General features: G+C 65.4%; 15 protein-coding genes. 6 read left to right on the top strand and 9 right to left on the bottom strand.

The window, feature by feature from the left end; all coding sequences use genetic code 11:
* Positions 1-7: 7 nt before the first annotated feature.
* From BP68_RS16295 to grpE, 5 genes are all read right to left on the bottom strand, one after another.
* Positions 8-907 carry a U32 family peptidase gene (locus tag BP68_RS16295; protein ID WP_496373658.1) on the bottom strand — a complete coding sequence of 300 codons (900 nt, stop codon included), beginning with the start codon at positions 905-907 and terminating at the stop codon, positions 8-10.
* Positions 908-912: 5 nt separating this feature from the next.
* Complete coding sequence (gene ubiU, locus BP68_RS16290; protein ID WP_496373656.1) at positions 913-1,959, bottom strand: ubiquinone anaerobic biosynthesis protein UbiU; 1,047 nt, start codon at positions 1,957-1,959, stop codon at positions 913-915.
* Positions 1,960-2,185: 226 nt separating this feature from the next.
* A complete protein-coding gene (gene dnaJ, locus BP68_RS16285) occupies positions 2,186-3,331 on the bottom strand; it encodes a molecular chaperone DnaJ (protein ID WP_496373654.1) in 1,146 nt (381 codons plus the stop codon).
* Positions 3,332-3,426: 95 nt separating this feature from the next.
* A complete protein-coding gene (dnaK, locus tag BP68_RS16280; RefSeq protein ID WP_496373652.1) occupies positions 3,427-5,367 on the bottom strand; it encodes a molecular chaperone DnaK in 1,941 nt (646 codons plus the stop codon).
* An 82-nt stretch (positions 5,368-5,449) separates the two neighbouring features.
* Positions 5,450-5,980, bottom strand: coding sequence for a nucleotide exchange factor GrpE (gene grpE, locus BP68_RS16275; protein WP_496373650.1), 531 nt, complete (start codon positions 5,978-5,980; stop codon positions 5,450-5,452).
* Between the two features lie 230 nt (positions 5,981-6,210).
* Here grpE and rpsF point away from each other — a divergent pair, with 230 nt between their 5' ends.
* The 5 genes from rpsF to dnaB all read left to right on the top strand — a co-directional run bounded on the left by rpsF (position 6,211) and on the right by dnaB (position 9,277).
* A complete protein-coding gene (gene rpsF, locus BP68_RS16270) occupies positions 6,211-6,588 on the top strand; it encodes a 30S ribosomal protein S6 (RefSeq protein WP_496373648.1) in 378 nt (125 codons plus the stop codon).
* A gap of 25 nt (positions 6,589-6,613) precedes the next feature.
* A complete protein-coding gene (priB, locus tag BP68_RS16265) occupies positions 6,614-6,907 on the top strand; it encodes a primosomal replication protein N (RefSeq protein ID WP_496373646.1) in 294 nt (97 codons plus the stop codon).
* 19 nt (positions 6,908-6,926) lie between these two features.
* Entirely contained in the window at positions 6,927-7,208 is a 282-nt protein-coding gene (gene rpsR / locus BP68_RS16260; protein ID WP_054255839.1) for a 30S ribosomal protein S18, read from the top strand.
* 14 nt (positions 7,209-7,222) lie between these two features.
* Entirely contained in the window at positions 7,223-7,675 is a 453-nt protein-coding gene (gene rplI, locus BP68_RS16255; protein WP_496373643.1) for a 50S ribosomal protein L9, read from the top strand.
* 186 nt (positions 7,676-7,861) lie between these two features.
* A complete protein-coding gene (gene dnaB / locus BP68_RS16250) occupies positions 7,862-9,277 on the top strand; it encodes a replicative DNA helicase (protein ID WP_496373641.1) in 1,416 nt (471 codons plus the stop codon).
* A gap of 71 nt (positions 9,278-9,348) precedes the next feature.
* On the opposite strand, the gene BP68_RS16245 is transcribed toward dnaB, so the two are convergent.
* The 4 genes from BP68_RS16245 to BP68_RS16230 form a co-directional block, all read right to left on the bottom strand.
* Positions 9,349-9,714: a hypothetical protein gene (locus tag BP68_RS16245; protein ID WP_496373639.1), complete on the bottom strand. Its 366-nt coding sequence runs from the start codon at positions 9,712-9,714 to the stop codon at positions 9,349-9,351.
* Entirely contained in the window at positions 9,714-11,483 is a 1,770-nt protein-coding gene (locus BP68_RS16240) for a PhoH family protein (RefSeq protein ID WP_496373637.1), read from the bottom strand. The genes BP68_RS16245 and BP68_RS16240 overlap by 1 nt, the downstream gene beginning before the upstream one ends.
* Positions 11,484-11,639: 156 nt before the next feature.
* Complete coding sequence (locus BP68_RS16235) at positions 11,640-12,128, bottom strand: peroxiredoxin (RefSeq protein WP_496373635.1); 489 nt, start codon at positions 12,126-12,128, stop codon at positions 11,640-11,642.
* A 168-nt stretch (positions 12,129-12,296) separates the two neighbouring features.
* Complete coding sequence (locus BP68_RS16230) at positions 12,297-12,671, bottom strand: Mth938-like domain-containing protein (protein ID WP_496373633.1); 375 nt, start codon at positions 12,669-12,671, stop codon at positions 12,297-12,299.
* A 158-nt stretch (positions 12,672-12,829) separates the two neighbouring features.
* On the opposite strand from BP68_RS16230, the gene BP68_RS16225 reads away from it, so the two are divergent.
* Entirely contained in the window at positions 12,830-14,062 is a 1,233-nt protein-coding gene (locus BP68_RS16225; protein ID WP_496373631.1) for a pyridoxal phosphate-dependent aminotransferase, read from the top strand.
* Positions 14,063-14,100 lie beyond the last annotated feature (38 nt).

Here is a 14,100-nt window from a genome sequence, read left to right as displayed (position 1 = left end):
CTCCCAATCAGGCGTGCGCGGGTTCAATCAGGTCAAGGCCGGGCTGGCCGTGCCAGTAGCCGTTGCAGGGCGCGGCGGGCATCAGCGGGAGCAGGCGCTCCAGCGCCGTGGGGTCGGGCTGCGCGGCGTGGCGTGCGGCGTCAAAGGCGGCGATGACCTCGGCCATGTGCTGCGACTGCGGCGACAGGCGCAGCAGGTCCACGCCCAGGGCGCGCAGCGCCGGCAGGTCCTGCAGCAGGTTGTGCACGCGCGCCGACTGGGTCTGGATGCCGTTGAGCACCAGAAAGCCCTCGGCCTCGCGCGTTTGCAGCAACTGCCCGTCGGGGTGCTCGATGCAGGCGAAGCCGCAGTCGTCCTTGGGCCGGTTGTAGTGCCGCGCGGTGAAGCAGCGCGCCGAGAACGCCAGCGGCATGCGGCCGTAGGCGAAGACTTCGGTTTCCAGCCCCGCAGGCCGCTGCTGCTGCAGCGCGGCGAGGTCGGTTTGGCGCATTTCCAGCGGCATGACCCAGCGGCACGCACCCAGCCCGGCCATCCAGGCCAGGGCGTCGGGGTTGAACAGGTTGAGCTGCGGGCCGGCCACGAACGGGCGCTGGCCCGCCAGGTTGTGCACGGCACCCATGTCGTTGGCTTCGACGAGGAATTCCTCATCGCGCACGATCTTGTGCATGGCGGCCACGTCGGCGGTGGATTCGAGCAGCGTCATGGTGGACAGCACGGGCTGCTTGCCCGCGTCCCGCAGCATGCGCGCGATGTCGATCCAGTCGCTCTGGCGCAGCTCGCGCCGGCGCGAGCACACGGCCTCGCCGAGGTAGACCACGTCCACGGGCGTTTCGGCCATGACCTGGTAGAAGGAAAAAACGGTGTCGCGCGGCCAGTAATACTGCAGCGGACCGAGGGCGAGTTTCATGGTGTTCACTTCCAGGGGCGGTGGTAGGCGCCCAGCGTGTGCTGCTGGCCCTCGGCCACCTGGTCCAGGCTGGCCATCCAGGCGGTCTTGGGCGCGTACAGGTGGCCTTGCGCCATGCAGTGGTCGATGGCCTCGCGCCATACCTGCGTGACCTGCGCCACGTAGGCGGGGCTGCGCTGGCGGCCTTCGATCTTGAAGGCGCGCACGCCCATCTTCACGAGCTGGGGCAGCAGCTCCAGGGTGTTGAGGCTGGTGGGCTCCTCCAGCGCGTAGTAGTTGCTCTCGTCGCCCACGTCGAAGCGGCCCTTGCACAGCGTGGGGTAGCCGGCGTTCTCGCCGCTGCCGTAGCGGTCGATAAGCACGCCGTTCAGGCGCGATTCCAGGCCCTTGGGCGTCTCCTGCCAGCGCACGAACTTGGCCGGCGAGCACACGCCGTGCGTGTTGGGCGATTCGCCCGTGGCGTAGGAAGACAGCGCGCAGCGCCCCTCGACCATCACGCACAGGCTGCCAAAGCCGAACACCTCGATCTCCACCGGCGTGCGCTGCACCACCTGCTTGACCTGCTCCAGCGACAGCACGCGCGGCAGCACCGCGCGCTGGATGCCGAACTGCTGGTGGTACAGGTTGATGGCGTCGTGGTTGGTGGCCGAGCCCTGCACCGACAGGTGCAGGCGCAGTTGCGGGAGACGTTCGGCGGCGTAGCGCATCAGGCCGGGGTCGGCCAGGATGACGGCGTCGATGCCCCAGGCGGCCGCCTTGTCCAGCGCGGCGCGCCAGGGCCCGGGGTTGCTGGCCTGCGGGTAGGTGTTGAGCGCCAGCAGCACCTTGCGGCCGCGCTGGTGCGCGTAGGCGATGCCATTCTGGATGGCGGCTTCGTCGAAGTTCAGGCCCGCGAAGTTGCGCGCGTTGGTGGCGTCGCGCAGGCCCAGGTAGACGCAGTCGGCGCCGCCGTCAATGGCGGCCTTGAGTGCGGGCAGGCTGCCCGCGGGGCAGACCAGTTCAGGGGGCGTGGTGGCTGTGGCAGATGGCGGAGGGCTGGCTGGGTCGATCACGGGAACGCTCTTTCGGCTGGCTGGCGTGCGAGCTGCCGGGCGGTACGTTCCGGTAAGGGTACGCGCCCTGGCGTCACACAGGCTGCGTACCTTAGGGTTTGGAAAAGACCCTGGCGCTGATCTTTGTCAACGGCGCACGGTTAATCCTGAATGAATGACTCGGGATTGATCGGGCCGGGGCCAGATGGACCAACGGCCCGCGTTGCGGGCCGTTGTTGTGTGTGCATCAGCTGAAGAAGCTCTTGAGCCGGTCCGTCCAGCTTTCGGTGGAGGGCGAGTGCTTGGCGCCGCCCTTCTTGAGCGACTCGTCCAGCTCCTTGAGCAGCTTGCGCTGGTGCTCGGTGAGCTTGACGGGCGTTTCCACCACGATGTGGCAGTACAGGTCGCCCGGGTAGCTGGCGCGCACGCCCTTGATGCCCTTGCCGCGCAGGCGGAACTGCTTGCCGGCCTGGGTGCCTTCGGGAATGTCGATGGCGGCCTTGCCCTGCAGGGTGGGCACCTCGATCTCGCCGCCCAGCGCGGCGGTGATGAAGCTCACGGGCACTTCGCAGTGCAGGTCGTCGCCGTCACGCTCGAAGATGTCGTGCTTCTTGATGCGGATCTCGATGTACAGGTCGCCTGGCGGGCCGCCGTTGGTGCCTGGCTCGCCGTTGCCGGTGGAGCGGATGCGCATGCCGTCGTCGATGCCGGCGGGGATCTTCACCTCCAGCGTCTTTTGCTTCTTGACGCGGCCCTGGCCGTGGCAGCTCATGCACGGCTCGGGAATGATCTTGCCCGTGCCGCGGCAATGCGGGCAGGTTTGCTGGACGCTGAAGAAGCCCTGGCGCATCTGCACCGCGCCGCTGCCCTGGCAGGTGCCGCAGGTCTTGGCGCTGGTGCCGGGCTTGGCGCCGCTGCCGTGGCAGGTGTCGCAGCTCTCCCAGGTCGGGATGCGGATCTGGGCTTCCTTGCCCTTGGCGGCCTCTTCCAGCGTGACGTCCATGGCGTACGACAGGTCGTTGCCACGGTAGACCTGGCGGCTGCCGCGCCCGCGCCCGCCGCCGCCGCCGTTGCCGAACATGTCGCCGAAGATGTCGCCGAAGGCCTCGGCGAAGCCGCCGAAGCCCTCGGGGCCGCCGCCCATGCCGCCGCGCATGTTTGGGTCCACGCCGGCGTGGCCGTACTGGTCGTAGGCGGCACGCTTTTGCGCGTCGGAGAGGATCTCGTAGGCTTCCTTGATCTCCTTGAACTTTTCCTCGGCGGGCTTGGCCGCGTCACCCTGGTTGCGGTCAGGGTGGTACTTCATCGCGAGCTTGCGATAGGCTTTCTTGAGCTCGTCGTCCGAGGCGTTCTTGGGAACGCCAAGGACCTCGTAAAAATCTCTTTTGGACATGGGGACTCTTCAGGCCGGTTGGAGCAGGAACGCCGCGCGAACCCCGGTGTGGCGGGGCCCGGCGCGGCGGCAGGGCAGTCGGGGCGCTTGCGCGATCAGCCCTTCTTGACTTCCTTGACTTCGGCGTCCACGACGTTGTCGTCCTGCGCCGCCGCGCCGGCGGATGCAGCGGCGCCAGCCTGGGCGGCAGCGGCTTCCGCGCCCTGGGCGGCTTGGCTGTCGGCGTACATCTTCTCGCCGAGCTTCTGGCTGGCGGCCATCAGCGCGGTGGTCTTCTCGTCGATGGCGTTCTTGTCCTCGCCCTTGAGGGCGGCTTCCAGGTCCTTCACGGCGGCTTCGATCGTTTCCTTTTCGCCGGCGTCCAGCTTGTCGCCGTGCTCGGACAGGCTCTTGGTCACGGTGTGCACGGCGGCCTCACCCTGGTTGCGGGCCTGCACCAGCTCCAGCTTCTTCTTGTCGTCGGCGGCGTTGAGCTCGGCGTCCTTCACCATCTTCTGGATCTCGTCCTCGGACAGGCCCGAGTTCGCCTTGATGGTGATCTTGTTTTCCTTGCCCGTGCCCTTGTCCTTGGCGCCCACGTGCAGGATGCCGTTGGCGTCGATGTCGAAGCTCACCTCGATCTGCGGCGTGCCGCGCGATGCGGGCGGGATGCCCTCCAGGTTGAACTCGCCCAGCAGCTTGTTGGCGCTGGCGATTTCGCGCTCGCCCTGGAACACCTTGATGGTCACGGCGGGCTGGTTGTCCTCGGCCGTCGAGAAGGTCTGGGCGAACTTCGTCGGGATCGTGGTGTTCTTGGTGATCATCTTGGTCATCACGCCGCCCAGGGTTTCGATGCCCAGGGAGAGCGGGGTGACGTCCAGCAGCAGCACGTCCTTGCGGTCGCCCGACAGCACCTGGCCTTGGATGGCGGCGCCGACGGCCACGGCCTCGTCGGGGTTCACGTCCTTGCGCGGTTCCTTGCCGAAGAACTCCTTCACCTTTTCCTGCACCTTGGGCATGCGGGTCTGGCCGCCGACCAGGATCACGTCATGGATGTCGGACACGGAAACGCCGGCGTCCTTGATGGCCGTGCGGCAGGGCGCGATGGTGCGCTCGACCAGGTCTTCCACCAGGGCTTCCAGCTTGGCGCGGGTCAGCTTGATGTTCAGGTGCTTCGGGCCCGAGGCGTCGGCCGTGATGTAGGGCAGGTTGATGTCGGTCGCGGCGGACGAGGACAGCTCGATCTTGGCCTTCTCGGCGGCTTCCTTCAGGCGCTGCAGGGCCAGAACGTCGTTCTTGAGATTGACGCCCGATTCTTTCTTGAACTCGTCAATGATGTAGTCGATCACGCGCTGGTCGAAGTCTTCGCCGCCCAGGAAGGTGTCGCCGTTGGTCGAGAGCACCTCGAACTGCTTTTCGCCATCGACGTCGGCGATCTCGATGATGGACACGTCGAACGTGCCGCCGCCCAGGTCATAGACGGCGATCTTGCGGTCGCCCTTTTCCTGCTTGTCCAGGCCGAAGGCCAGGGCCGCGGCCGTGGGCTCGTTGATGATGCGCTTGACTTCCAGGCCGGCAATGCGGCCGGCGTCCTTGGTGGCCTGGCGCTGTGCGTCGTTGAAGTAGGCGGGCACCGTGATGACGGCTTCCGTGACCGGCTCGCCCAGGTAGTCCTCGGCGGTCTTCTTCATCTTGCGCAGCACTTCGGCGCTGATCTGCGGGGGGGCCAGCTTGCTGCCGCGCACTTCCACCCAGGCGTCGCCGTTGTCGGCCTTGGTGATGGTGAAGGGCATCAGGTCGATGTCCTTCTGCACTTCCTTTTCCTCGAACTTGCGGCCGATCAGGCGCTTGGCGGCGTAGATGGTGTTCTTGGGGTTGGTGACGGCCTGGCGCTTGGCGGAGGCGCCGACGAGGATCTCGCCGTCGTCCTGGTAGGCAATGATCGAAGGCGTGGTGCGTGCGCCCTCGCTGTTTTCGATCACGCGCGTGGTGTTGCCTTCCATGATGGACACGCAGCTGTTGGTGGTGCCCAGGTCAATGCCGATGATCTTTCCCATGTTTTTCTCCGTGATGTCTGAAATGTCTGGATAGCCAGTAACTGTGGATAACTTGCCCGTCTTCAAGCGGGGGCGGAATTTATTACTTGGGGGCGGCCACGGTGACCAGGGCCGGGCGCAGCACGCGGTCGGCGATCAGGTAGCCCTTTTGCAGCACGGAGACGACGGTGTTGGCCTCCTGCTCGGCGGGCACCATGCTGATGGCCTGGTGCTGGTGCGGGTCGAACTTCGTTCCCGCGGCGGGGTTCACGACCACCACCTTGTTGCGCTCCAGGGCCGACAGCAGCTGGCGCAGCGTGGCGTCCGAGCCTTCGCGCAGCTGCTCGGCCGTTGCGTTCTCGATGGACAGGGCGGCGTCCAGGCTGTCGCACACGGGCAGCAGGCTCTCGGCAAAGCTCTCGATGCCGAATTTGCGCGCCTTGGATACTTCTTCATCGGCGCGGCGACGGGCGTTCTCGGCCTCGGCCTTGGCGCGCAGGAACTGGTCGGCCAGGTCGGTGCTCTTGGCCTTGAGTTCGGCCAGCTCGCCCTGCAGGCGGGCCAGTTCGTCGGCGGCATTGGCGGCCATCGCGGCTTCGATCTCTTCGGGGGCGGGGTTCTGGATGTCGGACATGTCGGCTACGGTTGAAATTTGGAATGGGTACGCGCGGCACTTGGGTGCAGGTTCGGGGATTTCAAGCAAAAAAGCCGCATCCGTCGCCATTTGCTGGCTTTGGCATGGGTGGGCTGCCGAAGCGCGCAGACTGCAGTGTACAAGCTGCGCGAGCGAGGCTATAATTTCGCGCTTTGCCTTGCCACACTGCTACACGACGCGGCGGGTGGTGTCATCCAAAAGGAGTTTGCATGCGTCACTACGAAATCATTTTGTTGATCCATCCGGATCAGAGCGAGCAGGTTCCGGCCATGCTGGAGCGCTACAAGGGCATGATCACCGCCGGCGGTGGCCAAGTGCACCGCGTGGAAGACTGGGGCCGCCGTCAACTGGCGTACCTGATCAACAAGCTGGCCAAGGCCCACTACCTGTGCCTGAACATCGAAGCCGACCAGGCTGTGATGGCTGAACTGGAGCACGCCTTCAAGTTCAACGACGCCGTGCTGCGCCACCTGACGGTGCAAAAGAAGAAGGCCGAGACCGGCGCTTCCTCGATGATGAAGACCGTCGAGCGCGAAGAAGCCCGCAAGGCCAGCCAGGCCGAGTTCGCCGCTGCGAACGAGCGCTGATCGCCCAGCCTGATTGCCAGGAGATGTGAACAACCAATGCACCCTGACGGCCTGTATCGCCGAGGCACAGCCCCTGCGTTACACGCCCGCCGGCCTGCCAGCGCTGGATTTGCGGCTTGAGCATGAGTCGCTGCAGCAAGAGGCAGGCGCACAGCGGCAGGTCAGGGCCAGCGTCAAGGCGGTGGCTTTTGGTGCGCTCGCAGAGCGGCTGGCCCGGCAGGCCATGGGAAGCCTCTGGATCTTCCAGGGGTTTCTGGCCACGGGGCGCGGCGGCAAGGGTTTGGTGTTCCATATCCAGGATATTCGTCAACAAGATTAATTCTCAAGAGGCTTGATAAATGGCCACGTTCAAGAAATTCAACAAAGACAAGCGCCCGAAGCGCAACACCCAGTCGCTGCTGTTCAAGCGCAAGCGCTTCTGCCGCTTCACGGTCGCCGGCGTCGAAGAAATCGACTACAAGGATGTCGATACCCTGCGCGATTTCATCGCTGAGAACGGCAAGATCATCCCCGCGCGCCTGACCGGCACGCGCGCCATCTACCAGCGCCAGCTCAACACAGCCATCAAGCGCGCCCGCTTCCTGGCCATGTTGCCCTACAGCGACCAGCACAAGATCTAAGGAGCACGATTCCCATGCAAGTCATCCTGCTCGACAAGGTCGTGAACCTCGGCAACCTCGGCGAAATCGTCCGGGTCAAGGACGGTTACGCCCGCAATTTCCTGATCCCCACCGGCCGTGCACGCCGCGCCACCGAAGCCGCCAAGGCCGAGTTCGAAGCCAAGCGCGCCGAACTCGAAAAGGCTGCCGCCGAAAAGCTGGCTGCTGCCCAGGCACAAGGTGAGAAGCTGGCCGGTACCACGTTCAAGCTGACGCAGAAGGCCGGCGTTGACGGCCGCCTGTTCGGCTCCGTGACCAACCACGACATCGCCGAAGAGCTGAACAAGCAAGGCTACGGAGTGGTCAAGTCGCAGATCCGTCTGCCCAACGGTCCCATCAAGACCGTGAGCGACAACACCGTCGTGGTGGCTCTGCACACCGACGTGGCCGTCGAAGTGACCGTGTCCGTCTACGGCGAAACTGCCTGATCGCCACGCGATCTGGCTCACGCCGCACAAAAGCCGCCTTCGGGCGGCTTTTGTTTTTTGCCTCTCAGGCCGGTTGTGCACGGCTCGCCCACGGCCTGTGCACTCCTTATCCACAGAGTTGTGCAGTGACGGGCGTGCCCGTGAACGCTAGTATTGCCCGCCCCTTTTCCCGAAAGTCGCCGACCCATGTCCGCCGTTTTGCCTGTTCCCGATGACGGCTATGCCGCAGCCATTCCAGACCGTGAAGTGGCCCAGCTGCGGGTGCCTCCGCACTCTATCGAGGCGGAGTCTTCCGTGCTGGGTGGCCTGCTGCTCGACAACATGGCGTGGGAGCGCGTCAGCGATCTCTTGAAGGAGGGGGACTTCTACCGCTACGAGCACCAGCAGATCTTCGCGGCGATTGCCGTGCTGTCCAATGCAAGCAAGCCCGCCGACGTGATCACGGTGTACGAGCGGCTGCAGTCCCTGGGCAAGGCCGAGGAAACGGGCGGGTTGCCGTACCTGAACACCCTGGCGCAGTATGTGCCGAGCGCGAGCAACATCCGCCGGTACGCGGAGATCGTGCGCGAGCGTGCCATCTTGCGCAAGCTGGTAACGGTGAGCGACGAAATCGCCACCTCCGCCTTCAATCCGCAGGGGCGGGCGGTGGAGAGCATTCTGGATGAGGCCGAGGCCAAGTTCTTTGCCATCGGGGAGGAAAGCTCGCGCAACAAGCAGGGTTTCCAGTCGCTGGACTCGCTGGTCATCGACCTGCTGGACAGGGTGCAGGAGATGGCGGACAACCCCATGGATGTGACGGGCGTGCCGACCGGGTTCGCGGATCTGGACCGCATGACCAGTGGTCTGCAGGCGGGCGACCTGGTGGTGCTGGCGGCGCGTCCCTCCATGGGCAAGACGTCTTTTGCGGTGAACATCGCGGAGCATGTGGCCCTCAACGAGGGGCTGCCCGTGGCCATCTTCTCCATGGAAATGGGTGCGGCGCAACTGGCGGTGCGTATCGTGGGCTCCATCGGCCGCGTTAACCAGGGCAACCTGCGCACGGGCAAGCTGTCGGACGAGGAGTGGCCGCGCCTGACGGAGGCCATCGAGCGCCTGCGCACGGTCAGCCTGCACATTGACGAGACACCGGGGCTTTCCCCCACGGAGCTGCGCGCCAATGCGCGTCGTCTGGCGCGCCAATGCGGCAAGCTGGGGCTGATCGTGGTGGACTACCTGCAGCTGATGAGCGGTTCGGGCGGATCCAGTTCGGACAACCGGGCCACCGAGCTGGGAGAAATCTCGCGGGGCCTGAAGATGCTGGCCAAGGAGCTGGAGTGCCCGGTGATCGCGCTCTCGCAGCTCAACCGTTCGGTGGAGCAGCGCACCGACAAGCGCCCCATGATGTCCGACCTGCGCGAATCGGGCGCCATCGAGCAGGACGCGGACATCATCATGTTCATTTACCGCGACGACTACTACAACAAGGAATCCAACGAGCCCAACATCGCCGAGGTCATCATCGGCAAGCAGCGTAACGGCCCCACGGGTACGGTGAAGTTGTTCTTCCAGAAGAACCAGACGCGCTTCGAGAACCTCGCCATGGGCGCCGGGGATGACTATTAAGGGTTAAATCGGCTCTTGGCGCTTGATGGGTAAGCGCTGTCAGCTATAAATTTAATAGCAAAAGATGGCGTTCAGCGCGACATGGCCCAGGCCAGCAGCGCCAGCGTGCAGACACCCAGTCCGCAGCAGGCCAGCAGCAGCTGCACGCTGCGCCGGCGCAGTCCATCCACGGCCCGCACCAGCTGCGCGTTCTGCTCGGCCAGCGACTGGATCAGTGCGGCCGAGGCGTGCTGATCCTCCTCCAGCAGCGCCAGGCGGCCCTGCAGTGCGGCCAGCTGCTCTGCCGTGCCATCGCGGTGGGGTGTCTGCGGCGGGGCGGCCTGTGCCTTGCCCGTGCTGTTGATGAGCTTGCGCGCAGCCTGTGCGATCTGGGGTGTGGCTTCGATCACCTGGCCCCAGGGCACGAGCTTCAGCGCGGACATCCACCCCACGGCCATCAAAGCACCTCGCTGGCGAAATCCGCCAGGCGCGAGCGCTCGCCGCGCGCCAGCGTGATGTGGCCGCTGTGCGGCCAGCCCTTGAAGCGGTCCACGGCATAGGTCAGGCCCGACGAGCCCTCGGTGAGGTAGGGCGTGTCGATCTGCGCCAGGTTGCCCATGCAGATGATCTTGGTGCCCGGGCCGGCGCGGGTGATCAGCGTCTTCATCTGTTTGGGCGTCAGGTTCTGCGCCTCGTCGATGATCACGTACTTGTTCAGGAACGTACGGCCACGCATGAAGTTCATGCTCTTGATTTTGATGCGGCTGCGGATCAGCTCGTTGGTGGCCGCGCGCCCCCATTCGCCCGCGTTGCCGCCGTCGCCCTTGGCCAGGAACTCCAGGTTGTCGTCCAGCGCGCCCATCCAGGGGCCCATCTTTTCCTCTTCGGTGCCGGGCAGGAAGCCGATGTCCTCGCCCACGCTCACCGTGGCGCGGGTCATGATGATCTCGGTGTAGCGGCGCTCGTCCAGCACCTGCGTCAGGCCCGCGGCCAGCGCCATCAGCGTCTTGCCGGTGCCGGCCGTGCCGGTCAGCGTCACGAAGTCCACGTCGGGGTCCATGAGCAGGTTCATGGCGAAGTTCTGCTCGCGGTTGCGGGTGTTCACGCCCCAGACGGAGTTCTTGGTCGAACCGTAGTCCTTGAGGGTTTCCAGCACCGCCGTCTTGTCGCGGATCTCGGTCACGCGCGCGTAGAGGCTGGGCTCGCCGGGCGCCTCGAAGTACACGAACTGGTTGATCATGAGCTGGGGCACCACCGGGCCGCTGATGCGGTAGTACATGTGGGCGCCGCTCTGCCAGCTCTCGACGTTCTTGCCGGACTTGGTCCAGAAGTCCATGGGCAGGGCCAGGCTGCCGGCGTACAGCAGGTCTCCGTCTTCCAGCGTCTTGTCGTTCTGGTAGTCCTCGGCGGCCAGGCCCAGCGCGCGGGCCTTGACGCGCATGTTGATGTCCTTGGACACCAGCACTACCTCGCGCGGCGCCTGCAACTTGCGCAGGGCTTCCACCACGCCCAGGATCTGGTTGTCCGCCTTGCCCTGGGGCAGGCTGGAGGGCAACTGGTAATCCAGCGGCGCGGTCTGGAAATACAGGCTGCCGGTGGCGGCGCGCTGGCCCGTGGAGTCGAGCCGCAGGCCGCTGGCCATGTCGGCGCCATGGGCTGCGGCCAGCGCATCCAGCGTGCGGCTGGCCTGGCGGCCGTTGCGCGCGACTTCGGTCATGCCCTTCTTGTGGGCGTCCAGTTCCTCCAGCACGATCATCGGCAGGAAGATGTCGTGTTCCTCGAAGCGGAACAGGCTCGTCGGATCGTGCAGCAGCACATTGGTGTCCAGCACGAACATCTTCTTCGGGCCCGTGCTGCGGCGCTTGTGCGGGGTCGCGGTGGCTGCCGTGCGGATGGCCGTGACGTTGCTTGGCTCGGCTTGCGTGCCGTCGCCGGCGGGCGCGAGGTCCTTGTCCTTGCGGGCGCGTGCCTGGGTGATCGGCGTGACCGCAGGCGCTGCTGGCGCGGGCTTGGGGAGGCTGTCCGGCTTGGCGGGGGTCGCGCGCACCTTCGCAGCGGGCGTGTCGCTGGCCTTGGTCTTGCTTGCCGTGCGTTTGCGCGGTGCCTTGGTGACGGCTTCCGTTGCGGTCTCGGGGGCCTCTTGCGGTTCGTCCTGGGGGGCGGTCAGCCGATAGGCATCCGGTGTGAGCAGGGCGGCGCGCTTGGTCGGGGCGGGGGGCAGGGGCATGGTGCGGAAGGCCTCGCGGGAAGGAGCGGTCAAAAAGCAAAAAGCCGCCTGGAGACCAAGGCGGCTTTGGGTTGTGGGGAGCGTGTTGCGTTTTTCAGCAGCATTGGCCCATTATGCATGCTCCCCATGCCGTGGCGGCGCAGAGCCGCACGGACTTCAGGCGGCTTTCTTGACGGGCGCCTTGATCGACTTCACGGCCTTGAGCACTTCGTCCACGTGGCCGGGTACCTTCAGGCCGCGCCATTCCTGCACCAGAATGCCGTCGGGGCCGACGAGGAAGGTGCTGCGCTCGATGCCCTTGACCTTCTTGCCGTACATGATCTTGTTCTTGACCACGCCGAACATGTGGCACATTTTCTCTTCCGTGTCGGCGATGAGTTCGAACGGCAGTTCCAGCTTTTCCTTGAAGTCGTCGTGGGACTTCATGTTGTCGCGCGAAACACCGAAGACCACGGCGCCGGCCTTCTCGAAATCCTTGAACTTGTCGCGGAACTGCATGGCCTCGGTGGTGCAGCCCGGGGTGTTGTCCTTGGGGTAGAAGTACAGGATCAGAATCTGGCCCTGGTGCGAGACGTTGGAAACCTTGATTCCGCCCGTCGCGTTGGCTTCAAATTCAGGAAGGGGTTTGTTGACAACGATCGCCATGGCACTTCTATCTCTCAAGAATTAGTCGATGAAAAGCCGGGGGAGTGGGTGGGTTGTACTCTTGGCATGGTGCCCCCGACCGCAACAGACTATTTTACCTCGAATCCCCCCTGTCTGCGAATCACGGGCTCGCCCGCCGGGCTCGGGGTGGCGCGGGTCCGAAAGCGGCTAGGCGCTTTCCAGCAGCAGGGCCGCGACCACGTTGCGCCCCTCGTCCGCCAGGATGTTGTAGGTGCGGCAGGCTGCCTGTGTGTCCATGGCCTCCAGGCCGATGCGCCGCGCCATCAGCGGCTGTAGCCAGGCCGGCGGCGGAAAGCGGTTGCGCAGGCCGCTGCCGAAGATCACCACCTCGGCGTCCAGATCGGCCAGCTGGGCGAAGTGCGCGGGGGTCAGGTCCTCGAAGCGGCTGCAGTTCCAGGCGATGCGCTGGCCGCGCGATCCGATGATGACGCTGGCGGTCACCCGGTCCGCATCCACGCCGATCCAGCCGGGCCCGTAGGCGGTGATGGTCTGTGCGTCGGATCGTTCAGGCTGGAATTTCATGTGCGGCGTGGAAATGAGAGGTGTCAGGGCCGCTGCCAGGGCGGGCGGCGGCCGGGGCCTGCGCGTGGAACTGTGGTCAAATTATAGGTTTCACCGAGGCGCGCCGCGCCCGGCGGGGCGCAGCCCCATTTATGCCCGTTCTCCAGAATAGCCAGCGCATGAAGCCCATCCACAAATCCGCCAAGCTCAACAATGTTCTCTACGATGTCCGGGGCCCCATCGTGGACGCGGCCAAGCAGATGGAGGACGAGGGGCAGAAGATCATCAAGCTGAACATCGGCAACCTGGCCCCGTTCGGCTTCGATGCGCCCGAGGAAATCCAGCAGGACATGATCCGCAACCTGCCCAACTCGGCCGGCTACTCGGACAGCAAGGGCATTTTCGCGGCGCGCAAGGCTGTCATGCACTACAGCCAGCAGCAGGGCGTGGCGGGCGTGACGCTCGACGACATCTACCTGGGCAATGGCGCCAGCGACCTGATCACGATGGCCACGAACGCGCTGCTCGACGACGGCGACGAACTGCTCGTGCCCGCGCCCGACTACCCGCTGTGGACGGCCGCGGCCAGCCTGTCCGGCGGCAAGCCTGTGCACTACCTGTGCGACGAGAGCAATGGCTGGATGCCCAGCCTGGAGGACATCCGCGCCAAGATCACGCCGCGCACGCGCGGCATCGTGGTCATCAACCCCAACAACCCCACGGGCGCGCTGTACTCGGACGAGCTGCTGCGGGGCATCATCGCGATCGCGCGCGAGCACAACCTGGTGCTGTTCGCCGACGAGGTGTACGACAAGGTGCTGTACGACGGGGTGAAGCACACTGCCATGGCCAGCCTGTCCACCGACGTGCTCACGCTCACGTTCAACTCGCTGTCCAAGGCCTACCGCTCGTGCGGCTTCCGCGCGGGGTGGATGGTGCTGTCGGGCGACAAGGCGGCGGCGCGCGACTACGTCGAAGGCCTCAACATGCTGGCCAACATCAAGCTCGGCTCCAACGTGCCGGGCCAGTGGGCCATCCAGACGGCGCTGGGCGGCTACCAGAGCATCAACGACCTGATCAAGCCCGGCGGGCGCCTGTGCCGCCAGCGCGACCTGGCGTACAAGCTCATCACCGCCATTCCGGGCGTCACCTGCGTCAAGCCGCAGGCCGCGCTGTACATGTTCCCGCGGCTGGACCCGGAGATGTACCCCATCGCGGACGACCGCCAGTTCTTCATGGAAGTGCTGCGCGCCACGCGGGTGATGCTGGTGCAGGGCTCGGGCTTCAATTACCCCGACAACCAGCATTTCCGCATCGTCTTCCTGCCGCATGAGGACGACCTGCGCGAGGCCATCGACCGCCTGGCGGGCTTTCTCGCCGCCTACCGGCAGCGCCACGCCAAGGTGGCGTAATACTCATTTTTTCATAGCATTTTGCGCTTGCTGGTAAA

Source organism: Diaphorobacter oryzae DSM 22780 (assembly GCF_059568935.1).
The sequence above is the reverse complement of the archived record's forward strand: the minus strand, read 5'-3'. Positions and strand labels throughout refer to the sequence as shown.